Origin of the sequence: Stenotrophomonas sp. CASM101 (assembly GCF_049384845.1) — a bacterium.
In the GTDB taxonomy this organism is placed as follows: Bacteria; Pseudomonadota; Gammaproteobacteria; order Xanthomonadales; family Xanthomonadaceae; genus Stenotrophomonas; species Stenotrophomonas hibiscicola.
Map to the genome: position 1 here is coordinate 125,389 of NZ_JBMRFR010000002.1, position 19,682 is coordinate 145,070.

A 19,682-nucleotide genomic window follows, 5' to 3' on the forward strand; every position below is an offset into this window, starting at 1 on the left:
ATAGGCAATCATCTTGAGCCTCTACTCGACTGCGACAGCCGTGCCGCCCACCACAAGCGGCTCATTTCGTAATCGGTCGAGCCTTTAGTCTCTGCGCTCACCATCCTGGATGCCTCCTCGTCTCAACAAGACTCTGTATTGATAGCGCTACCGCGCCATCTGCCGCGATGTTGCGCTGCAGGGTCCGACGCCGGGCGAGAAGAAGCGCGAAGACGGAGCATGCTGCTGATTGCGGACTACCCGCAAGAGCGGGTGACGCATGCCTGGGAGATAGTCGAACCCGCTGTCTTCAAGCTCAAGTACGAGGCGGGAGAGAACCTCATGCTGCAGGAGCAAGCGGCGTCGCGACGATGCAATCCGAACACCCCGGCACCCTGTGAAAGGAAGCACGAAATGGCTGAAGTACCAGAACAGCTCTTCGGCAATAAGCTGGATGGGACTATCCTGCCCCACCAGTAGCAGGCAATCGTGCAGTGCACGCCCCAAGGCAAAGCAGTCATGCCGTCTGCCCTGCTCATGGGCGACCCTCAACATCACCACTAGTGCCGCCAGGCTATCCAGAGTGCCCAGCCCGCACAAGCCCTCGGTGATCTCTCGTAACCGACGGTCTCGGCGGACAAACATGCCGGCTCGCAAGCTCGCTCCGCTGAACACTTCCAGTTGCACAGGTGCACTGAGCGACATGAGTATTGATTCTCCACAACCGCCAAGTGCCTCGTGGACATTCAGAGCGGCCCAGACCGGTGAACATAGAACCATTCGGGAGCCGGGATAGCGCGCCTCGGCTGCTGCCTGCGTCGCCTGGGACGGGACGTGTTCCGCATGGGCATATTTCACCCACACATTGGAGTGGCAGCCGGGACGCTCCGGGGATATCGACTGTCCGAGCGCGTATGCGCTGGATAGGCCCATTCGGCTTCGCAAGCATTCAAACCACAATCCGACACTGAGTGATCGCAGGCAGTACGGCACGGCTCGGTTGGCGGGAAGTATGCTCGTGCTTGCACGCATGCGGGCAAGTCGCGCCTCGCCGTAAAAGGGTATCTCTTTGAGCGCCATGGCCGTGCCCCTCCCCATTCACCTTTGATGGGTAACGAAACGCGAGTTTGTTACTCCTTCCACCATCCGTATTAGAGGGGCAGAATCAGGAGGACACAAGCGACGGGGTGTGACCACGCCATGACGGAGCGGACCAACGAATCAATCCTGGCCCCGGAACGCCGTGAGATCGAAAGAGAATTGACCTTTCATTTCGGGCCTCTCATCGGCTATGAAAACTTGCCGCGAGCTCTTGGCTATCGCTCCAGCCACGCGCTCCGCCAAGCAGAGGCACGCGGAACCTTGCCCGTGAAGATATTCAAAGTGCCCGGCCGCCGCGGCAAATTTGCCTTTGCGATGGACATCGCCGACTGGATGGTTGGGCTGAGGGCCGCAATCAGTCCGCCGGCAGTATCTGGCACCCCGCAAGATGAAGCGGCTGCTCTGAAGCCCAACCAGGAATGACGCCCCACAACCCAAACTCAAGGGGCCGGGCTTGTAGCGTTTCAAGAACAGACTCAAGACGTCCCCGAAGATGCGCTCGCCGAGCGCCGAGGAGAGTACCAAGAGCCGGAAACTAACATCTCCGAACCCTGGAAATGACTTGCCCCCGTTGGCGCGGGGGCAAGTGACATCTGTTGGAGCAGATGGTGGTGAAACTCAGCCTGTACCCTGAGGCTCACCCTTTTCCTTGACAAAGTCAAGCGACTTCCCGTTCGCGCGGAGGGGTGCGCCCATTTCCTCCCCATCTCATATGGCGGAGGCGAACCTGAATGGGCACCTTGTTCCAATCTCGAGACCGGGCAGACGTTCGCAAGCCGACGGCTGAGGAGCAGGATGATGACCGCAGGAAAAAGCGCGACCGCCAAACCGACGGACGAAGACCGCCGTGAGGGGCATCTGCCCCATTCCCCTCTCGAGCTAGCACGCGGCAAGCGCGACCGCCGCGAAATCTTTGTATTTCAGTCCCCGAAGAATGGGCGGACCGTAACGGTGGCCGACCTGGTCAACTTTTGCCAGGCGCTGATGCTCGAATTTGACCCCCAGGTGGAGATGTATGTTGAGAGGCCGCGTCGAATCACGGTAGGCGAGAAGCGCGACCTTGAGTTGAGCTTCTGGGTCGGGCGGAGGGATGGCACCCAGCACTACCAGTTTGTAATCCCTACAAAACGGGTGGCTTCACTGAGCGTTGGCTTAGTCAAGCTTCCCGCAGATGACGAGCTCATCCACATGGCCTTGAATCAAGGGCTCGTATTGCGACTTGTCCACGAAAACTCTCTGGCATCTCGCGCCAGCGAGGTCGCTGTTGCCTACGAACTACTTCCGCTTGTCTGGGCCAATGCAAAGATCGCGGGGGCCAGGCAGTTGGAAGTGAGGATTGAGGACATGCTCCAGAACGTTGAGCGCCTCACCATGAGCGCATTACAACTGCAGACGGGCCAGGCCCGGTTCGCAGTGGCTTGCGCAGTGGCAAGCCTCGTCTACACCGGCCGCGTACAACTCGTGGACTATCGCCCAGGGGATCCGGATGCCCTCGTGGAGGTGCGTCATGGCTAGGTACGAAATCTATGATCAGGCGACACTCGACGAGTGGTACTCCCCACATCCGGTTGATATTGCACCAGATCATCTCTCCAAGTTCCGCGTGGCCAAGGAAGCACTCACCGCCTTGCTTCTGGGCCGTTCCACCATCACCGCTATATCCCGGAGATATGGAATCTGCCACAAACGCCTGAAGCGCATGGCAATGAAAGCGCCCACGATAGCCCACGATGGCATGCCGCACGGATTTCGCGTATGCATTCCATGGGGCAGTTACTCGACTGAGCTTTCCTTCGAACCCGCGGAATTGCCGCTGGTTCCAGGAAGATTTGCGTGGCACAAAGTCTCCGAAGCTGTGCCGAGTGTTAAAGCCTTGATCGATGGCTTTGCAACCCATCTGCCGCCGGGCCGCCCTCCAAGCGCGTTCGTAAAATTGCACCAACGAGTCCTTGCGGAGCTGAAGCAGCACAACCTGGAGGACAAATTCCCCCTGAACGATCCTGGCAAGGGGAAGCGCTCGCTGCTTGCTTTGCTCAAGCGGCGGCAGTCGGCAGTAGCCGACGTGGACCTTTATGAACCTCAATCGGCATCGAACGCTCCTGTCGCTTTGGAGCAAGCAGTACGGATGGGCCTGTTCGCCAGAACGGAGTTTGACGCGCACCAAATCGATGTTGAATGCAAGATCTCCATCGATATGCCCAATGGCGCGCGTGTTACGCGCAAAGTGTCACGGCTATGGCTTCTCATCGAAATAGAGACTGAATCCAGGGCGGTAACGGGATGGCTTCTCTGTGTCGGCCAGAGCTATGACAATCTTGATGTAGCGCTCTGCTTGTCCAAGTCAATGGAACCCTGGGCTCCCAGGGACCTGACGATCCCGGACCTCTTCTACGCACCTGGCGCTGGAATGCCCGTCTATCAGGCAGCAACGCCGATAGTCACGCGCTCGGCCGCTGTCGCACTGGACAACTTCCTTGCGCACTCGGCCCATGCACTCGAAGCAGCATTCTGCAGGGCTCGGGGAGGTGTGATGATCTTCGGAAAGTCGCACACACCGCGCTCACGACCCATTGTAGAGCAATTCTTCTCGCGCTTGGAACGTGGTGCGCTGCGTAAGATCCCCGGCGGTTTTGAGCCCGCCAAACGGCTGGGGGAAAACAAGATCAGGATCAGCAACTTCTCTCCGGATGCCCATCCCATCCAGATGCACCTTCTCGAGGAGCTCCTGGACGTCATCATAGCCAACTACAACGCGACGCCTCACTCCGCACTCGGACAGATGACGCCGCTAGCGTATCTCACGAATCGCAAAGAGTCAGCGTTTGCGTTTGCGCCGGAAACCTGTGGCCTGGATGCTGCAGATATGGCTTCGACAATCGTAAGCCTGCCCGTAAAAGGCAACAAGGATAATGGGGAGTTGCCCCATGTCACCTACTTGTATGCGGACTACCGATCCCCTTCCCTTAACGATAAATGGGGACTGATTGGCACCAGGATTCTTGCGCGCGTGAATAGGCGCGATCTTCGTTCAATCGTGCTACTTCAAAGTGCCACCGTGCCATTCGGAGTGGCTACCGCGCGAGCGCCTTGGTCGCGCGCGCCGCATGACGAGAGGACGCGAAGGATCATCTGTCGTTGGTCCAAACAGCGCAGTGATTTCTCAATCGCTGGCGTGGAGTGTGCAATTGAAGCCTTCATAGCGCATCTTCGATCTACTGCAGACACGTCCCAACCCGCAGTCGACCAACTTGCGCGCTTGCAGCAGTTGCACTTCGGCCGTCTGCCCGACATTCGGTCCCAGCCAGCTCACATCCCGGTAAGAGTCCCCCGGGGAGGCAAGGTGAATCTTGATGACTAGATCGGACCTTGCGGAGGCCATCATGGCCGTCCGTCGCCTTGACCCCGACCATCCACTTTTCATTGAGTCTGGCTACCGTATCAACACGAAGCCTGTCGAACGCATGGCGGATTTCGTTCTGTACAACATTCAGCAGGGTCATCATGGATGCTCTCTTTATTCAGAGAGCGGGGTTGGCAAATCCACGGCGCAAGACTATCTAGTCGAAACCGACTGGCGCTGGCTCGTGGAGGACGGACGCCGCGCAGGTGTGGCCAGGGCAATCGTCGCAACCTCAGATGCATGCAGGAGCCCGCTGAGCTTCTGGCACGCGCTTTCACATCAACTGGGAATGCCGCGCTGGTCATCGGCCAGGCCTCACGAGCTGAGGGCACGAATACACAATCACATGCGCGCCGCGTGTGGGCACGCCGACGTACGCAGGTACGTATTGTTCATCGACAGTGCTCAACGGCTCACCAATCTTGAGTTTCAGTGCTTAGAAGATCTTGATAACTTGATGAGCAAGGACAGGCTTACTCTCTTTTTGGTCTTTGTGTACCAAAGTGACCAGCAGGGCATCGAGCTTGGCGACATGTGGCAGCACCATCCGTCACATGTTGTTCGCCGGTGGTTTCTGGACTCAGCCCCATTTCTTCCTCTTGCGGCGCGAGATGAAGTCAGGCATGCCCTGTCGCGCTACGACGGCGCAGCATGGTGGCCGACAGAGGACATGCCATTTTCTAGATACTTCGCCACCGACGCATTTGATCGCGGATGGCGGCTGGAATCTGAAACGGAGATGATTTGCGATGCTGTGTCCGCCCTCCGGAGGGAGGTGGGACTTCCCGAACATAGTGGCTGGCCGATGTGCTCCTTCACATCGACCGTGCGGAATCTGCTAACGAACGCTTGGTTTCAGCAGAGTTTCGAACGCTTCACTCCATCTGACGTCCGTGCTGCGCTTGTGCATGTCGGGTACCTGCGAACCGAGTTCATTCGCATGCGCGAGAAGATGTCCGACAAGGCAATCGCCATCATTGAGAAGATACAGAATACGGCAAACCAGGTAGGGGGAAGCAATGAATAGCTCTCGCGCCGTAAATCCTTCTACGCCTCGGATTGTCGGCGCAGAGCATGAGTTCTATCCATACATATCGGGCTACGGCGTGCTGCAGCGGATCGTTGCACTGGGCATGCCAACAAGTGAGCAACTCATGATCATGGGGGTGAGGCGTAAGACTGGGCGCTCCATGCTCCGCCCTTTGCTTCTGCCGGGCCGGGTGCAGGATACTTTTGCGTCAGCCATCGAAGTCCGTGACGTCACAACGAAGAATCTATGGAATCCGGCCGCGTGGCTTCCAGTTCAATCACTTCGACTTCTCGCGGGTAGTGAGCTTCCATATATGCGGTGCCCCGCATGCGCACTTCACGGCTACCATTGTTCACTATTTCTCCTTCCTTCCATCTCTGCGTGCCCTTGGCATGGCGAGAAGCTCATCAGCCACTGCGAGGCATGCGGAAGGACGCTGGGCACCAGTTTTGACCACTCCGGTGGTCTCGGGACTTGTACTTGTGGATTTCAGCCAATCGACGCCCACACAGCGCTACTGGACGTCAGGCAATTTCCCGCTCGTGAAGTGTCGCAGTGGGTGGATGACTACCTTCATTGGGCATCACGCCAGCGGGCAGGCCGAGTGATTCACTTCCCCAGTGATGCGCAAAGCTGGCCTTCAGCTCTGGCGCGCCTGATTGATAGAACGACTCCTATGCCGCCCGTCCACCAGGACGATGGCAATGCTCACGTAAGGTATGAGGCTTTCCAGCCATCCGCTGACGATCCGGAGCCAGGGGCGTTCTGGGGCTGGGCAATGATTGGCGGCAACTCGGGCCTCATGTGCGCTCCGCTCCCATTGATGGCCTACGATGCTTTGACGCGGGCCACTGCAGCGGCATGCGCCAGGGTCGGACTTGAAGGCCTATCTGTCCTGAGCTTCCGCTCAACGCACTACGACACCCAAGGACCCACTGAGGTAGAGCGGCACGAGTCGTTCCTAGCTCCCTATGGTGTTTCTGCCAGCGGCGCGACTTGGCTCAATCTCTCGGTTGTCGACCCGATGGTAACGTTAGCGTGCGGCACAGCGCTGGAGCTGGCCGCTGCGGCCTTTGGTATCGCGAACGACAAGCCGGATAGGTCCCCTTCCGTAATCGTCGCTTCGGTATTGGACAGCATTAAGGGAAGATCCGCCTTGGTCGACGCGCTTGTGTGGGTTCTGGCAACCGCTTATGAGGAAGGCTTGGCGTTGACGCTTGCAAGGGTGTTCAAGCTGAATCCGAAGGATGTACTGCCTTCAGGTGGGTATCCGGTCATCGAGCTTCAGGGTTCCGCCCGTTCCTTGAGAGAAGTCCGGGTCGCCTGGGTGACACCTCGAAAAACAGCTAGAATCCAGCAGAAATCCTAAGGCAGGCAGTTCTTAGCAATTTTTGCCATCATTGGGGCAACGGCACTGTCTCGTGCCGGACTGCGAACGGCAGTAGCCTTCATGCGAGTACGCAACACAAGGGGAGGCTTTGCCGCCGCGTGGGCTAATTGGCAATTCTAATGAACCCCCGGCAGTCGTGGGCGTGTTTTATGGGCTTCCGGAACTGTTGGGCGTTATTTATGTACTTCTGGAAATGCCGGGCGTCTTTGGTGAACTTCCGGGAATATCGGGCATGTTTGGTGGACTTCCGGAAATATCGGGCATCTTTGGTGGACGGAAGCTGCCAGGAAGAGGCTAAGCCCACCCCATCCATATCTTCTAAAATCAATGCGTTAGAGGCCGGGCGTTTTCGGTGCGGCAGACACTTGGGCCGGTTTTTCTTTCATCGGTGATCGCCTGATCACACCCGAAGGCCGCGAGCTGCTTCCCGAAGATCTGGCCTGGCTGTCGCTCACCGCCTGCCAAGCGCAGGAATGGCGTCGGATGATGGAAGCTGCACGCTCGGTGCCGTCGATCGACAGTTCCAGAAATGTGAGCAATTGCAGCGCCGGCATTCGCCATCATCCTTCCACTGTCGTCAATCTGCGGGACGTGGTGAGTCGTCGCAAACAGCGGTCGGCGGTAGCGATGACTGGCCCTGACGCCGAGCCACCAGCGGCAGTCCTGCCTGTATCGGGGCCGAGGCCTCGCCAGCGCGTGTGAGGCGCTTCCGTAGGGGCGCTGCCCCTACACCCCGACATCAAGTCTTAAGGCTCTTCAGCGCGGCGCCTACGGACGCTACCGCCTTATCGTAATTCTGGATCAACGGCGGACCATACCTGCGCAATTGATCTTCGATGCTCTCTATGTGCTCGACTACCCACGAACTGTCCGTCGACGCTCCAAGCTTAAGCCGAGCCTGTTCGAATTCTTCAAGAAGACGGTTGTTGCAGAGAAAACTGTCCACCGAACCCTTGAGGTCAATGTATCCCTGGATAACGAGGGTCGCCGTGCGCTCATCAACCAAGCCCAACTGGTCCGCATTCTTCGCAAACAAAGTGAAGTAGTCGCTTTGAAGGGGAAAAACGGACCCAAACCCCCGCGCCCACCCGCTGCCTTCCATTTGGCGATTTCAGGGCCTAGTGATTGCTCCGCCATCTTCAGGACCGCTTCCATTTCTACGCGGAGACCCAGTTTCAGCCGAGCGATAGCTGCCTCGTCCGATTTCGCTTCAGCGACCCTGTCAGCAGATATCTGGCGATCGACGGCCTTTGTAGCCGCGACCGCACCGATCAAGCCACCTGCAATTGTCTGTACCAACGGGCTGCCGATGATGGCCTCCAGCCCTGCCCACATTGCTCCAAAAATCATGGATACGTCGTCCATTACGCCCCCCTCTTGCGGTCCATTTCGTCCGATTCTATCCCGTCATCCATTGGCCTGCCGGTGCCAGGACCGAGGCCTCGCCAGCGCGTGTGAGGCGCTGCCGTAGGGGCGCTGCCCCTACACCCCGGCTAGAATGCGCGCAGGACGCCTTGGGGGCCGTATGGAACGCGAACGACCGGAGTACCTGCAACCCATCCCACGCTCGCGCTGGGAATTTCCGTGGCTCGGCCTGTGGGCCGTGATCCTACTGGGTATGGCCGGTGCTGGAATCTGGCTGCATCTGCGGACCGGCGACGCTTGGAATGCGCGCTTCCAAGCCGAACCTATGCCAGCTCAGTCAGCCAGCGCCAACCCGGCTCCCCAGCTCGAGCCAGTCACGGACCGAAAAGCAGCGTTGGCGGAGATCCGCGCACGCCGAGAACAGGCAGAACGAGAGGTCAAGCAGCGCCGGGAAGAGATCCGCTGCATAGGAGGTGTTGCGTTCCGGCGCATTCCGGGCGGCTGGGGAGAACATCCCGGGAGAAACCTGCCCGTGAGCGTTTAGTTCTTCTGGCGCGCCTGCTGGCGCGCGAACGCCCGATCCATCCATCGGGCAACCCAGATCGGTCGCGTGGTTCCTTGGTCTGATCAAAGTGGCGCTTGCGGCGGTATTCGACCAAGGACATGACGGCACCTCATTACTTGCCCAGGTGCTTGCGAACCGCTGCGCAGGTAGGGCCCACAGCTTTGACTGCGGCCCGGAGCTCGTCTGCGGACACATCCAATGCTTCGGTCCAATACTGCAGCTCGTAATCCTCGTTGACATTGATGCGGTCGCGGTCCGGGCTGCCAGTGTTCTTCTTGTCGTCGCTCATGAGATTCTCCTAGTCTGATCAGGCGCTCTTTCGAGCCTTCTTGACGGAAGTCTTCTTCGTCGCTTTTTTTTTTGCCGGGGCCCTTTTTGCAGCGGCCTTCTTCGCAGATTTGCTGTCTTTGGCAGACGGCTTGGAGGCGGGCTTCACCGGGGTTGCCTTTGCCGGGGTGCGCTTGTTGGTTTCCAGGCTCTTCTGGAGCAAGGCCATGAAGTCCACCACGTTGGTCGCCGAATCCTCGCGGTGCTCGGGCTCCTCAAAGGTGGTCGTGGCGCCGGCCTGCTTCACCCGCTTTTTGATGATGTCCGACAGGCGCTCGCGGAACTCGTCCTGGTAGCCGTCCGGTTGCCATTCCGACGTCATGCTCTCAATGAGCTGCTTGGCCATCTCCAGTTCTTTGGGAGCCACCCGGTAGTCGGATGCTTGGCCTTGAGGCAACTTGTATTCGTCCGGCGACACCAGCTCCTGCGGATAGCGCAGCAGAATCATCACCAGCGCATCGTCCTCGGGCATCACCGCACAGATGTATTCGCGGGTGCGGATGACTACCCTGGCGATGCCGACCTTGCCCGTTTCCTTCAGGGTCTCTCGCAGAAGCACATAGCCTTTTTCCGCCTTCTTTCCGGGCACCAGGATGTAGGGCTTCTCGAAGAACCGCAGGCCAATGCACTTGGCGTCGACAAACGCCTCTACGTCGATGGATTCGTGAGTCTCGGGTGCGGCTGCAGCGATGTCTTCCTTTTCTATGACTACGTAGCTTCCCTTGTCATATTCGAAGGCTTTGACGATGTCCTTCCACGGCACCTCTTCGCCGGTCTCAGCATTGACGCGCTCGTATCGGATGGGCTTCTTGTTGCGAGCGTCCAACATTCGGAAACTGAGGTCCATGCGTCGCTCGCCGGACATCAATGAAACTGGGACATTGAGCAGACCGAACGACAGGGATCCGCTCCAGATGGGCCTGGGCATGCCAGCCGCCTCCTATCCAAGGGCCTTTCGTTGTAGGCCCGGCCCCGTCGGCCGGGCGTGAACCCAGCCGACGAGACTCAGTGGCTCACTTCTTTGCTTCAACGCCAGGGGTGGCGTCGCGGACCATGAATTCTTCGGTGACCTCGGGCAGATGGGCCGCCAGCCAGTCGGCCATGGCCTCTTCCTGAACCAGAATCTCTTCACAGACCCTCACGGTTTCCGCATCACCGGCGGTCTTGGCAGCAGCGATAAGCGCCGTGTAGGACGCGATTTCGAAGTGCTCGAAGACGTAGCCGGCCATGGCGCCTTTGACGATCTCATCAGAGGCAGTCATGCCGCCGACAGCCTGACCGAAGGCGGCCATCTTGCCCATCACATCCTTCAGGGTCGACGGGGAACCGCCAAGCCGCTTGATGCAGCCTTCCAGCAGTTCGCGCTGGCCGATGGTCTCCTGGATGTGTTCTTCAATGCGAGCCTTCAGCACCGGGTAGTGCTCGATGCGGGACGCCTGGCCCTTGAGCATGGTTTCCGCCTGCTGCTCCATCGCGTGTGCGTCGCGCAGCCAATCCAACAGGTTCTCTTTGAGCTCTGCCATGGTGATCTCCATCAGGGAATGGACCTCCACCCTAACGAGGCGCCCATGGCAGCAAGGCGATGCCACCGTGAAGGCATGGCGAACGCCCGTGCTTGCTTAGTCAAGCAGCCCCAACAACGAGCGATGCGCCGCCACGCCAGCGAGCGCGCCTTCTCCGATGGCCAGGGCGATGTTGCTTGCGAACCGGGCTGCATCCCCGCAGGCGAACACCCCTTCCACCGTGGTCTGCTTCGCCGAGTCCGTTGAAATGCAGCCAACAGATTCGGTTTCACACCCCAGTTGGTGTGCGATCGGGGAGCATAGTTTCGTTTCGGGGTGTAAAAAGAGGGCCCGTAGCTTTAGCCGGCGCCCGTCGGCGAGGTCCGCCGTTGCTTCTTCAGAAACGCCGACCAACGGTGTTCGCTCCAAGGCCGCGTCAATGCCGTTAAGCTGATTCTTCAGAGCGTTCAATGCCTCCTCCGTCCGATCCCCCCGGTGGAAGATCATGATTTTCCCCCATTGCTGCAGTGCCTTGGCATGCGCCAACGCATCGTCGTCCGCGGCGACCAGAAGCCCAAGCGACCCTCCGCAGACCTCGTAGCCATGGCAGTAGGGGCAATGAAGGACGCTTTTGCCCCACCGCTCTTCCAAGCCGGGGACGTCGGAGAGCTGGTCCGCGACCCCATGGGCAAGCACCAGTCGATTTGCGGACACTATTCTCCCAGAGGCACAGGTGACTTTGAACCCGGTCCGGGCAGAGCCCTGCGCACCCACCGCCTCGGCGGAGATCCAGCTCACGTGGCTGTAGGCCTGAAGTTGCCGCCGAGCGGTTGTCAAAAGATCGGCCGGTGCGCAGCCATCCCAACCGAGGCAGCCATGGGCTCGGCTGGCGGTGCGGTTCCTTGGCCGCCCATGATCAATGATCACCACTGATCGGCACGCACGGGCCAACTGAAGCGCTGCGGACATCCCAGCGTAGCTTCCACCGATCACGACGGCGTCTACAGGATTGGGAGCAACGGCGTCGTTTGTCATGGGCATCCATCTGAGGGCAGGAGTCGTTCCGGGTGCCCTTATCTGACGCTTACACTGTCGGCTGCTCGTGTAGAACGAGTGGCGACGGAGCGAAAAGGGCTTTCACGGCGTAGGACGCGCGCACCCCACCTGGGTCCCTCCCACTGGGTTCGCAAAAAACTCGTGAGCGCAGAGTAGAGCTGGCGTGGAACCCGGACCTTCGCTTGGACACCGGACGCAATGCGATGGTTCTTATTGTGGGATACAGGAGGGCAACCCCACATGAGTACCCGTCTCGAAATCGATTTGATGATCGCTCAGCTTGAGGAGAAGCTACCGGAATGGGCAGCGCTCTACTCCGAGGAGCAGTTCCTTCGGATGCTCGCTGAGGCATTGAGCTACATCGCGGTCAGCGCAGACCCCGACGCTAGGACGCACTGTGTGATGCGCACGGGATGCCTAGATCCAAGCAGTAGCGAAGCATACTGGGGACGGCAATACGGTCGACACGAGTCCTGACCCCGCATGCAGCACATTCGCTGGTCCTTGATCCGGCGTGCCTCACCCTGAATGCTCTTCAGCGCTACGCCATCTTGATACCCCAGCGTCATCAGTCTTTGATCCATGACCTCCATCGCTCGCGACCCTCCCGCCATCGCCCACCCTTGCTAATCAAGCCATATCGTCTGCATTAGCGAGGTTCGACGGCCCAACGCAGCGGATGTGAAGGTTTCCTAACGCCCAAACGGTGGGCCCTTCCTACACTGCCCCACCTGTCGCCTCCGGTGGCTCGCCACGAGGATGACCCATGATCAGCCAGCAACGCTCTACAGATGCTCTTAGCGATGAGTCCAGGCAGTTCAGCCTTCTGGTGAACTCGGTCACGGACTACGCGATTTATATGCTGGACACCGCGGGCTTCATCCGGACGTGGAACACCGGAGGGCAGCGGATCAAGGGCTATACCGCAGCAGATGTCGTAGGGTCCCACTTCTCCAGGTTCTATCTTCCAGAGGAGGCGGAAGCGGGGTTTCCACAACGCAATTTGCGCGTTGCCGCTGAAGAAGGAAGATACGTCTGCGAAGGCTGGCGCTTGCGCCAAGATGGAACGCCGTTCCGCGCTAGTGTGGTCATCGATCCGATTTGGGTCGACGGTGATCTCGTCGGATTCGCCAAGATCACCCGTGACATTACCGAACTCCACCAGGCTCAAGAGCAACTGCTTGAGGCGCAGCGCGAACTGTTTCAAGCGCAAAAGATGGAGGCGATTGGCAAATTCACGCTGGGGCTGGCGCACGACTTCAACAACTTACTCACGATCATCGCCAATTGTCTGGACATGGTCAGTATCCACGTGGATAACCCTGCAGCCGCGGCGCTCATTGACACCGCCCAGCGTGCGGGCGAACGGGGAACACTATTGACGCGTCAGCTGCTGACCTTTGGCAAGGGGCAGACCCTGGTCCCGGAGAAGGTCCGGCTGGGAAGGCTTCTGCATGAGTTCGAGGGCATGCTTAAACGCGCGGCTGGCGACCACGTCGACGTGGCCATCCAATTGCCCGACGAAGATGTGGAGATTGAGCTTGATAAGGCCCAGCTGGAGGCCGCCATCCTAAACTTGGTATGCAACAGCCGCGATGCCATGCCTCAAGGTGGACAAATCACTGTGTCAGCAGCAGTCCGCTCTCTACAGAGCCCATCCAGCTCAACGAATGGCCCGTTAGATTACGCCTGCATCACGGTCTGCGACGATGGCGAGGGCATTCCCAAGGAAGTGCAGGAACGGGTTTTCGAGCCGTTCTTCACTACCAAGTCAATCGGCAAAGGAAGTGGGTTGGGGCTAAGCCAAGTATTTGGCTTCACGAGCCAATCCGGGGGGTACACCGAATTGATCAGCGAAGTCGGGAAAGGAACCCGGGTTAGTCTTCTTTTCCCTATTCGAGTCCATTGAAATGCCTATCCATGTTCTTTTCGTAGAAGATGAAGAAGATCTCCGCGCAGTGGTTGCCGATGCCCTCAGTGCCCAAGGTTTCGATGTCACCACCGCCAGCACGGGAGTTGAGGCAATTGCACACCTTCGCGGCGAGGGGAAGTTCACCATCGTTGTGACGGACTACAGCATGCCAGGCTCTACGACCGGCCTGGATGTTGCGGTTGAAGCGGCTTTGACCCAACCGCTGGCGAAGGTAGTGATTTCGTCAGGGCTTCAGCGTTCTCAATTGCCGGTGCTTCCCGAAAATGTCCGTTTTCTTCCCAAGCCCTACCGATTTCGTCAGCTCACCACGGCGATTCATGAGCAAGTGGATTGCCGGCGGGCTACCTAGGATGAGTGCTCCACGCCGTAGCCTCAATCAAGCGCAGCGCCTCGGGAGACCAACAGGAGCAACCGATCCATCGCTGTCGCGTTCATGGCCTCGCCGTCGCCTCGCCTCTTGAATCCGGCCCAATCGCCGAGCGCGGTTGAAGTCAGCTCGCTTGGCTCTACGGGGAGCCATTTCATCGGCCAGAACGGAAGCCGGCGATCGGAGACCGCGCTTCTCTGCAGCTCCAGGACATGATGGTGGCTAGAGGCTCCAAGGACGCGCGAATATGCAACATCTAGCCCGTCTGACGGCCCTTCCAAGTATTGAAGGAAGCGCTCGCCGTCAAAAAGAAGAATGCCGCTGACGCCGGCGTCTCGATTGAAGCGGGCTGCGTCGTCCACCAGATCGTCCAGCTTGCTCCCCCGCAACCCTAGCTTGTCTCCCATCAGAGCATTCGAAGCTTCGCTGACATACACCACCGCCCTAATGGGCATCGCGCGCTCCCTCTCCATATGGTCGATGCACGTTAGCAAATATGAATGATGTAGCTCTCTCGATTGTTCCAAAGTGAGATACCGATCCTGACGTGTTCAGGAATGTGCGCGCCAGTCGCTACGCCACGTCACGCTCTGAAGCCAGCAAATGCAGCAACGATGGCGCCGTCAACGCTATCGAACCACGGACATGCCCAACACCGGTCAGTTTTATGTGCTTGCGCTGGTCCCTGTCCGGGATGAGCACGGCAACATCGTCCATGTGCGACAAATCTCTATCCGTTGCACAGCCTGCGGCGGGATTACCGACCTCAGCGGGGATGCCCTGGGAAAGATACCCGGCGGCACAGTTCTGACTTGCAATCATTGCGGCGCGCGCCAAGCCGTCAGCAATGCTCGGCTCGATGAATGTCATCACGTGTTGCCGAACGAGCCGGCTCGCCGCAATGACCAGTGAGAGCCGATCATCGGGGCAAACAGCCGCATTGCGGCTGTCAGCGATAACGAGCCCTTATCGTGACTGAACTGATTTGGCAGGCAGAACGAATTTTTGCGCAATCTCCAGCCTACTCACGTTGTCCACTGGCACAAGAACTGCAGCCTTCTGGACCGGCTCCCAAAGCACATAGCTATCCCCCAAGCGCCCCACCAGGCTCAGATTGCGCTGGACCTTCTCATCAATAGTCACATTGACCGTGCACTTGCTGCTGCCGGAAGTAATCGCCTTGGCGCGTTCGAAGCCAAGCCAGTTTGACGAGATCGGAACATAGACAATCATTACGAGCGCATAGGCCAGCCACGGCGAGTCCTTCACGGCGGCCGGCAACACTGGGGACAGGCGTACTGCCATTGCACATATACCCGTCAGCCCCACACCTATCAAAACGGGCCAGCCATTGGACCACCAAATCAAAGCGCCCATTCCGACAATACAAAGAGCCAGGGTCAGCCACATCAGCAGGTTGGCTTGGGACGGACTCGCCGTCACCTTCCCTTCGACCCACCCTCCAAGCAGCAGCGCAATCAGTATGAAGAACAACACCATGCCGATCCCCGCAAGCCCTGCCAGCGCAAGCTCACTCACCGCAACAAACTGAAAGGGATCCAGGCCGAAGTGCCCCCAATACGCCTTCAAATAGAAGGCCCTTGAATCAATCCGAACGTGACGAGCGCCGAACCCCATCCAGCAACATCAGCCATCGTTAGCGTCTTCTGCGTACGTTCCATGTATCCCCTTCCATCGATGCAGCCCCGCCACATAGTGGCATGCAGCGCTCAGTCCTGCAGGATCCACCCCATTAACGTGACGCGTCACGCCCGGCCACCCCGCCCATTGGCGCCCCACCCCTCCCCAACTATAGTTCCACCCCTCACAAGGACGAGGCGGCACACATGCCCTATATCGGAATCGGACTCCACGTACTGGCAGCCATCTACTTCGCGGTGCACGCCATCCGCTCGGGCCAGAGCCTCTATTGGCTCATCCTGCTCTTCTCGTTCCCACTGCTCGGCAGCGTCGTCTACTTCCTGGCGATCTACTTCCCGGAAGTCCGCCATTCGCGCGGCGCCCGGCAGGTTGTCCGTTCCGCCAAGCAGCTCATGGACCCGGGCCAGGACCTGCGCAATGCCCGCGCCGAACTGGCCCGCACGCCCACCGTGCAGAACCGGGTTCGCCTGGGCATGACGCTGCTGGATGCCGGCCAGGCCGAGGAAGCCAGGACCCTGCTTGAACAGGCAGCCAGCTCGCCGCTGGGCGACGATCCCTACATCCTGACCGGCCTTGCCCGTGCCCGCCTCGAGTCCGGGCACGCTGCGCTTGCGGTGGAGACGCTGGACGGCCTGTTCGCACGCCACCCGGACGTGCGCCGCAAACCGGAACAGACCTTGCTGTACGCGCAGGCATTGGCAACCGCGCAAGCCCCCGGTGCCCGCGCCGCATTCGAGCGCGCCGTGGAATGCGGAAACGATGCGGCCGCTCGCTGCCTCTACGCCGAATGGCTGATGGCACAGCCGCAACCCGACGATCGCGAGCAAGCCCGCATCCTGTTCGCCAGCATCATCGACGATGCCCAGCATTGGTCGCGCCACGCACGGAGCCACAATGCCACATGGCTGGAGCGGACCAAGGTTGCGTTGAAGGGCTACTGACGCCTAGCAGCCGTTGGCAATCCTGTCGCATTCGCCTCGCTCACAGCTTCGCCAGGCAGATGCCGACACTCGCTAGGCTTGCACCACCGACATCGCCGATAGCGTTGTAGCGCAAGGCTCCAGCTCGGTTGCGTCGTATGCAACGATTCTGAAAATGTTGAAAGTAGTGACGTCATCAGCCCTACTGCATTGGCATCGCACGCAACCGGGCGTATTCCTTTTCGCGCCGCCAATACATCGGTGGTCGGGGCTCGAAATCCCGGTAACGCGACTGTAGTTTGCGCTTGCCAGTCGGCACCACGCTTTGTGGTGCCGGCTGGCAATCCGTCGGCCGGCTATGGCGGGCGGTGCGTGGGGGCCTCGTGCCCACCGGGCCTAGTCGCGTACCGGATTTCGAGCCACGCATCGTCCGCCACCTTTATCGGTGGCGGCTTCTGCATGCACGCAAGGAGCCCCACCATGACCCAGCCCCACTCCCCTGCCCCGCACCCGATCCACGACGCGCCTGCGAATGGCCCGGCGCTGGACCCGAACACCCTCATCGCCCTGCTGCACAGCATCGGCGCCGGTGCCGCCTCCGATGGCCAGCCCTGGCCGGAACGCCACCAGATGCCGGGCCGGCGCATCGCCTTGGCGGATACCGACTGCTCCTTGGCCGGCCTTCGCGTGGTGCTGGAGATTCTGCTGGCCGCGCAGCGCGCCCGCGAGAACGGCGAGCTGGAGCAGTACGTCGGCCCGCGCGTGATGGAGGGGCTGATCATGGCCGGAATCGGCCTTACCGCACACGCCAGTACCCGACTGCATCCGGAGGGCTGAGTGGCCTGGTGGCGCTGGGCGGCCACCGCGCTCTGTCTTGTGGTGGTGGTTGCGGCACAGACGCAGTGGCTGGCACCGCCGGTGCACTCGCCTGTCGCGTTCCAAAGCATCAACGACCATCGATTCTCACAACTGCGCCGCCAAGCCGTGCAGTTCGTGGAGGCTCGGCCACGACAGGGCTTCCAGTTCGTCGAGCGGCATCGAGATGCCGAGTTCCAGGTTCATTGCCGAGGCATACCCGTGCTGTGGCTGGAGAGGCGCCCGCAACATCTGCTGTTGCAGGTCTCACTGGACGCGAAGCAGCGGGCGCCCGCCGTTGTGCGGTTGCGGGCGCTCCTCCAATGGCAGTTGGAGCCGTTGGATTACCTGGAGCAGGTATTGGCTGGTGTGCCGGAGCCTGTTCTGCTGGATCGGGTGCTGCGGATTCTTGCTGGTGATGTGCCTTATGGGGCGCGATGTGGCGTGCCGTAGTCGAGCATGGCGCGACTCTACAGGGCTGCGGGCCTGCGAGGGTTCGGGCTCCAGCCCTGCCGCTCGTCACCTGCGCGACAGGCATTGGCCTAGTGATCATGCGAGTCACCTCCCGGCATCGATCCAGCCCGCATCGCGCGCACGTGCAAGATCTTCTGGCGTATCGATATCCAGGCCCAGTTCCGGTGCTTGAAGGGCATGCACGGCATCGATGGGAAGCTGCCTCAAGCGCGCTCCGAAGCCGCGGTCACCGCTTGCACCCACTTGATTGAACCATGCGCGCGGCACTACTGCGGGAATGCCAAGCACATTTCCGTGGCGGGTACCCGCGCACCCTGACGCCGAGACGCTGGCACCCGAAAGCAGCGCCTGCAGATGGGAGCGCTCGATTGCGGGCTGGTCGCATGCCACGATCATCACCACAGTCACGGTGGGCAGCAGGTGTGCGCCGGCAACCTGCAGGCTGCTTGCCAGGCCGCGTTCCCAGTGCAGGTTGGTTACCGGAGTGGCCTCCAGCCCGGCAATGCTGGATGTCACGGCCTGTGCGTTCGCGCCCACCACGACCAGCACCTGCGCTGGTGCGAGCTCCAGCGCCAGCCGCACTACGCGATGTACCAGGGTCTCGCCCTGCCGGGTCAGAAGCTGCTTGGGCTGGCCGAGCCGGGTGCTCCCGCCCGCAGCCAGCACGACGACCGCATGCGCGTCAGTCACCTGCCGTGCGCGCTTCGCCATTGCTGCAGTTGCGCGGCGATGCTGAGCGAAATCGCCTCTGGCCCTCGGCCGCCGATGTCCAGGCCGACCGGTGATCGAAGTCTCGGGGAAAGGCGGTGGCGCTGATCCGGTGTCAGCAGCTTGAACAGGTCCTCGCGCCTTCGCCGCGGACCCAGCAGTCCAATGAACGCGACTTTGGTATCAGCCAGGGCCACCAGCGCCTCCCGGTCCAGTTCGAAATCGTGATGAATCACCAGTGCCGCGTCGCACCGGTCGCCATGAAGGGCCTCGGCCGGGCTGGTCTGAAGATGCGCATCTGCGCACTGCCCGGCTGAGGCCCAGCGCGCTCGCCGTTCGGCCACGCTGACCCGCCACCCCAGGCCCCGCAGCAACGGAACCAGGAAGGGCGTTTCCGGACCGCCGCCCAACACCAGGGCCCGCGGAAGCCGGGGCAACGGCAAATGCCATTCGCCCTCGCCAAAGGGCTGCGTACCCTCCAGCGGATGCAGCTGCCACGCCTGCTCGTGATGGCCGGCACGGAAAATGACCTGGCCCGACGTGCGAAGGTCGCGCTGGAGCGACACGCCCTCGCGCAACCACGCCTCGATGACGGCGTCGATGCCGGCCATGGCACGCAATGGCAGGAGCGCAATCCGCAGCCGGCCGCGGCACCCGAGCGCGGACCCACTCAACAGGTCGTCGTCACTGCGGGTGTCGATCTCGATCCAGTCGACCCGCCCTGCCGCGCTCACCTGTTCCGCGCGTCGCGCGAGCTCGGGCTCCAGGCACCCGCCGCTGAGCCAGCCGACCTGGCCGCCGTTGCAGAACAGCACCATGTCGCCGGCACCGGCGTAGGTGGAGCCATCGGTTTCCAGCACCAGCGCGAGCACGGCGTGCTCCCCCGCGCGCATGCGCGTCAAGGCCGTCTCGAGTACGCCGCGCGGGCTGCCTTCGGCGAGGAAGCTCGGCGGTGCGGACAGGGCCTCGGCAAGATCGCCGGGCTCCCCTCCGCCTGCGGCGGAGGCCTCCAGAGTGGGCGAGGCTGCGGGTCGGTCCATGCGCAAGG

General features: G+C 60.5%; 22 protein-coding genes. 12 read left to right on the forward strand and 10 right to left on the reverse strand.

The annotated features are described in order from the left end of the window. Window positions 1-219: 219 nt before the first annotated feature. The 7 genes from VG543_RS04545 (at window position 220) to VG543_RS04575 (ending at window position 7,602) form a co-directional block, all read left to right on the forward strand. Window positions 220-459, forward strand: a complete 240-nt coding sequence (locus VG543_RS04545; RefSeq protein WP_126412177.1) for a hypothetical protein — start codon at window positions 220-222, stop codon at window positions 457-459. A gap of 720 nt (window positions 460-1,179) precedes the next feature. Continuing rightward, a complete protein-coding gene (locus VG543_RS04550; protein WP_024956858.1) occupies window positions 1,180-1,503 on the forward strand; it encodes a hypothetical protein in 324 nt (107 codons plus the stop codon). Window positions 1,504-1,878: 375 nt separating this feature from the next. Further along, window positions 1,879-2,595, forward strand: coding sequence for a hypothetical protein (locus VG543_RS04555; protein WP_049401583.1), 717 nt, complete (start codon window positions 1,879-1,881; stop codon window positions 2,593-2,595). Beyond that, window positions 2,588-4,438: a hypothetical protein gene (locus tag VG543_RS04560; protein ID WP_024956856.1), complete on the forward strand. Its 1,851-nt coding sequence runs from the start codon at window positions 2,588-2,590 to the stop codon at window positions 4,436-4,438. The genes VG543_RS04555 and VG543_RS04560 overlap by 8 nt, the downstream gene beginning before the upstream one ends. 22 nt (window positions 4,439-4,460) lie before the next feature. Further along, window positions 4,461-5,507 (forward strand): ATP-binding protein, encoded by a 1,047-nt coding sequence (locus tag VG543_RS04565; RefSeq protein WP_072167141.1) that lies wholly within the window; start codon window positions 4,461-4,463, stop codon window positions 5,505-5,507. Window positions 5,508-6,333: 826 nt separating this feature from the next. Beyond that, on the forward strand, window positions 6,334-6,879 hold the full coding sequence (locus VG543_RS04570; protein ID WP_126412179.1) for a hypothetical protein: 546 nt from the start codon (window positions 6,334-6,336) through the stop codon (window positions 6,877-6,879). A 441-nt stretch (window positions 6,880-7,320) separates the two neighbouring features. Then, entirely contained in the window at window positions 7,321-7,602 is a 282-nt protein-coding gene (locus VG543_RS04575; protein ID WP_423178101.1) for a hypothetical protein, read from the forward strand. Window positions 7,603-7,639: 37 nt separating this feature from the next. Here VG543_RS04575 and VG543_RS04580 read toward each other — a convergent pair whose 3' ends face one another. From VG543_RS04580 to VG543_RS04600, 5 genes are all read right to left on the reverse strand, one after another. Next, on the reverse strand, window positions 7,640-8,002 hold the full coding sequence (locus tag VG543_RS04580) for a hypothetical protein (protein ID WP_423177863.1): 363 nt from the start codon (window positions 8,000-8,002) through the stop codon (window positions 7,640-7,642). 940 nt (window positions 8,003-8,942) lie between these two features. Continuing rightward, on the reverse strand, window positions 8,943-9,119 hold the full coding sequence (locus tag VG543_RS04585) for a DUF3606 domain-containing protein (protein ID WP_423177864.1): 177 nt from the start codon (window positions 9,117-9,119) through the stop codon (window positions 8,943-8,945). Window positions 9,120-9,137: 18 nt separating this feature from the next. Further along, window positions 9,138-10,085, reverse strand: coding sequence for a Ku protein (locus VG543_RS04590; RefSeq protein WP_423177865.1), 948 nt, complete (start codon window positions 10,083-10,085; stop codon window positions 9,138-9,140). Between the two features lie 85 nt (window positions 10,086-10,170). Beyond that, window positions 10,171-10,680, reverse strand: a complete 510-nt coding sequence (locus VG543_RS04595) for a ferritin-like domain-containing protein (RefSeq protein WP_049417379.1) — start codon at window positions 10,678-10,680, stop codon at window positions 10,171-10,173. Window positions 10,681-10,776: 96 nt separating this feature from the next. Beyond that, window positions 10,777-11,694, reverse strand: a complete 918-nt coding sequence (locus VG543_RS04600) for an NAD(P)/FAD-dependent oxidoreductase (RefSeq protein ID WP_423177867.1) — start codon at window positions 11,692-11,694, stop codon at window positions 10,777-10,779. 787 nt (window positions 11,695-12,481) lie between these two features. Here VG543_RS04600 and VG543_RS04605 point away from each other — a divergent pair. Together VG543_RS04605 and VG543_RS04610 are read left to right on the forward strand one after the other, a co-directional pair. Further along, entirely contained in the window at window positions 12,482-13,624 is a 1,143-nt protein-coding gene (locus VG543_RS04605; protein ID WP_423177868.1) for a two-component system sensor histidine kinase NtrB, read from the forward strand. Window position 13,625: 1 nt separating this feature from the next. After that, on the forward strand, window positions 13,626-13,997 hold the full coding sequence (locus VG543_RS04610; RefSeq protein ID WP_423177869.1) for a response regulator: 372 nt from the start codon (window positions 13,626-13,628) through the stop codon (window positions 13,995-13,997). A 23-nt stretch (window positions 13,998-14,020) separates the two neighbouring features. Here VG543_RS04610 and VG543_RS04615 read toward each other — a convergent pair whose 3' ends face one another. From VG543_RS04615 to VG543_RS04625, 3 genes are all read right to left on the reverse strand, one after another. Beyond that, window positions 14,021-14,470, reverse strand: coding sequence for a BLUF domain-containing protein (locus VG543_RS04615; protein WP_111096972.1), 450 nt, complete (start codon window positions 14,468-14,470; stop codon window positions 14,021-14,023). A 118-nt stretch (window positions 14,471-14,588) separates the two neighbouring features. Next, entirely contained in the window at window positions 14,589-14,885 is a 297-nt protein-coding gene (locus VG543_RS04620; RefSeq protein ID WP_423177870.1) for a hypothetical protein, read from the reverse strand. 96 nt (window positions 14,886-14,981) lie between these two features. Beyond that, a complete protein-coding gene (locus VG543_RS04625; RefSeq protein ID WP_423177871.1) occupies window positions 14,982-15,653 on the reverse strand; it encodes a hypothetical protein in 672 nt (223 codons plus the stop codon). A gap of 209 nt (window positions 15,654-15,862) precedes the next feature. Between VG543_RS04625 and VG543_RS04630 the strand changes: the two genes are divergently transcribed. The 3 genes from VG543_RS04630 to VG543_RS04640 all read left to right on the forward strand — a co-directional run bounded on the left by VG543_RS04630 (window position 15,863) and on the right by VG543_RS04640 (window position 17,905). Continuing rightward, window positions 15,863-16,618 (forward strand): tetratricopeptide repeat protein, encoded by a 756-nt coding sequence (locus tag VG543_RS04630; protein WP_423177872.1) that lies wholly within the window; start codon window positions 15,863-15,865, stop codon window positions 16,616-16,618. 459 nt (window positions 16,619-17,077) lie between these two features. Then, a complete protein-coding gene (locus VG543_RS04635) occupies window positions 17,078-17,434 on the forward strand; it encodes a hypothetical protein (RefSeq protein ID WP_053496619.1) in 357 nt (118 codons plus the stop codon). Continuing rightward, window positions 17,435-17,905, forward strand: a complete 471-nt coding sequence (locus VG543_RS04640) for a hypothetical protein (protein ID WP_423177874.1) — start codon at window positions 17,435-17,437, stop codon at window positions 17,903-17,905. A 105-nt stretch (window positions 17,906-18,010) separates the two neighbouring features. On the opposite strand, the gene VG543_RS04645 is transcribed toward VG543_RS04640, so the two are convergent. Both VG543_RS04645 and VG543_RS04650 read right to left on the reverse strand, forming a co-directional pair. Continuing rightward, window positions 18,011-18,637, reverse strand: coding sequence for a nucleotidyltransferase family protein (locus tag VG543_RS04645; RefSeq protein WP_423177876.1), 627 nt, complete (start codon window positions 18,635-18,637; stop codon window positions 18,011-18,013). Further along, window positions 18,613-19,674, reverse strand: a complete 1,062-nt coding sequence (locus VG543_RS04650; protein ID WP_423177877.1) for an XdhC family protein — start codon at window positions 19,672-19,674, stop codon at window positions 18,613-18,615. The genes VG543_RS04645 and VG543_RS04650 overlap by 25 nt, the downstream gene beginning before the upstream one ends. Window positions 19,675-19,682 lie beyond the last annotated feature (8 nt).

What these genes read in the sequence shown, in the direction of transcription:
- VG543_RS04600 (WP_423177867.1), bottom strand. Translation starts at nt 11,694, where the DNA reads ATGACAAACGACGCCGTTGCTCCCAATCCTGTAGACGCCGTCGTGATC.
- VG543_RS04630 (WP_423177872.1), top strand. Translation starts at nt 15,863, where the DNA reads ATGCCCTATATCGGAATCGGACTCCACGTACTGGCAGCCATCTACTTC.
- VG543_RS04560 (WP_024956856.1), top strand. Translation starts at nt 2,588, where the DNA reads ATGGCTAGGTACGAAATCTATGATCAGGCGACACTCGACGAGTGGTAC.
- VG543_RS04545 (WP_126412177.1), top strand. Translation starts at nt 220, where the DNA reads ATGCTGCTGATTGCGGACTACCCGCAAGAGCGGGTGACGCATGCCTGG.
- VG543_RS04550 (WP_024956858.1), top strand. Translation starts at nt 1,180, where the DNA reads ATGACGGAGCGGACCAACGAATCAATCCTGGCCCCGGAACGCCGTGAG.
- VG543_RS04585 (WP_423177864.1), bottom strand. Translation starts at nt 9,119, where the DNA reads ATGAGCGACGACAAGAAGAACACTGGCAGCCCGGACCGCGACCGCATC.
- VG543_RS04625 (WP_423177871.1), bottom strand. Translation starts at nt 15,653, where the DNA reads ATGGGGTTCGGCGCTCGTCACGTTCGGATTGATTCAAGGGCCTTCTAT.
- VG543_RS04570 (WP_126412179.1), top strand. Translation starts at nt 6,334, where the DNA reads ATGGCCTACGATGCTTTGACGCGGGCCACTGCAGCGGCATGCGCCAGG.
- VG543_RS04555 (WP_049401583.1), top strand. Translation starts at nt 1,879, where the DNA reads ATGACCGCAGGAAAAAGCGCGACCGCCAAACCGACGGACGAAGACCGC.
- VG543_RS04620 (WP_423177870.1), bottom strand. Translation starts at nt 14,885, where the DNA reads ATGACATTCATCGAGCCGAGCATTGCTGACGGCTTGGCGCGCGCCGCA.
- VG543_RS04565 (WP_072167141.1), top strand. Translation starts at nt 4,461, where the DNA reads ATGGCCGTCCGTCGCCTTGACCCCGACCATCCACTTTTCATTGAGTCT.
- VG543_RS04645 (WP_423177876.1), bottom strand. Translation starts at nt 18,637, where the DNA reads ATGGCGAAGCGCGCACGGCAGGTGACTGACGCGCATGCGGTCGTCGTG.
- VG543_RS04580 (WP_423177863.1), bottom strand. Translation starts at nt 8,002, where the DNA reads ATGGAAGGCAGCGGGTGGGCGCGGGGGTTTGGGTCCGTTTTTCCCCTT.
- VG543_RS04615 (WP_111096972.1), bottom strand. Translation starts at nt 14,470, where the DNA reads ATGCCCATTAGGGCGGTGGTGTATGTCAGCGAAGCTTCGAATGCTCTG.
- VG543_RS04610 (WP_423177869.1), top strand. Translation starts at nt 13,626, where the DNA reads ATGCCTATCCATGTTCTTTTCGTAGAAGATGAAGAAGATCTCCGCGCA.
- VG543_RS04590 (WP_423177865.1), bottom strand. Translation starts at nt 10,085, where the DNA reads ATGCCCAGGCCCATCTGGAGCGGATCCCTGTCGTTCGGTCTGCTCAAT.
- VG543_RS04650 (WP_423177877.1), bottom strand. Translation starts at nt 19,674, where the DNA reads ATGGACCGACCCGCAGCCTCGCCCACTCTGGAGGCCTCCGCCGCAGGC.
- VG543_RS04635 (WP_053496619.1), top strand. Translation starts at nt 17,078, where the DNA reads ATGACCCAGCCCCACTCCCCTGCCCCGCACCCGATCCACGACGCGCCT.
- VG543_RS04595 (WP_049417379.1), bottom strand. Translation starts at nt 10,680, where the DNA reads ATGGCAGAGCTCAAAGAGAACCTGTTGGATTGGCTGCGCGACGCACAC.
- VG543_RS04605 (WP_423177868.1), top strand. Translation starts at nt 12,482, where the DNA reads ATGATCAGCCAGCAACGCTCTACAGATGCTCTTAGCGATGAGTCCAGG.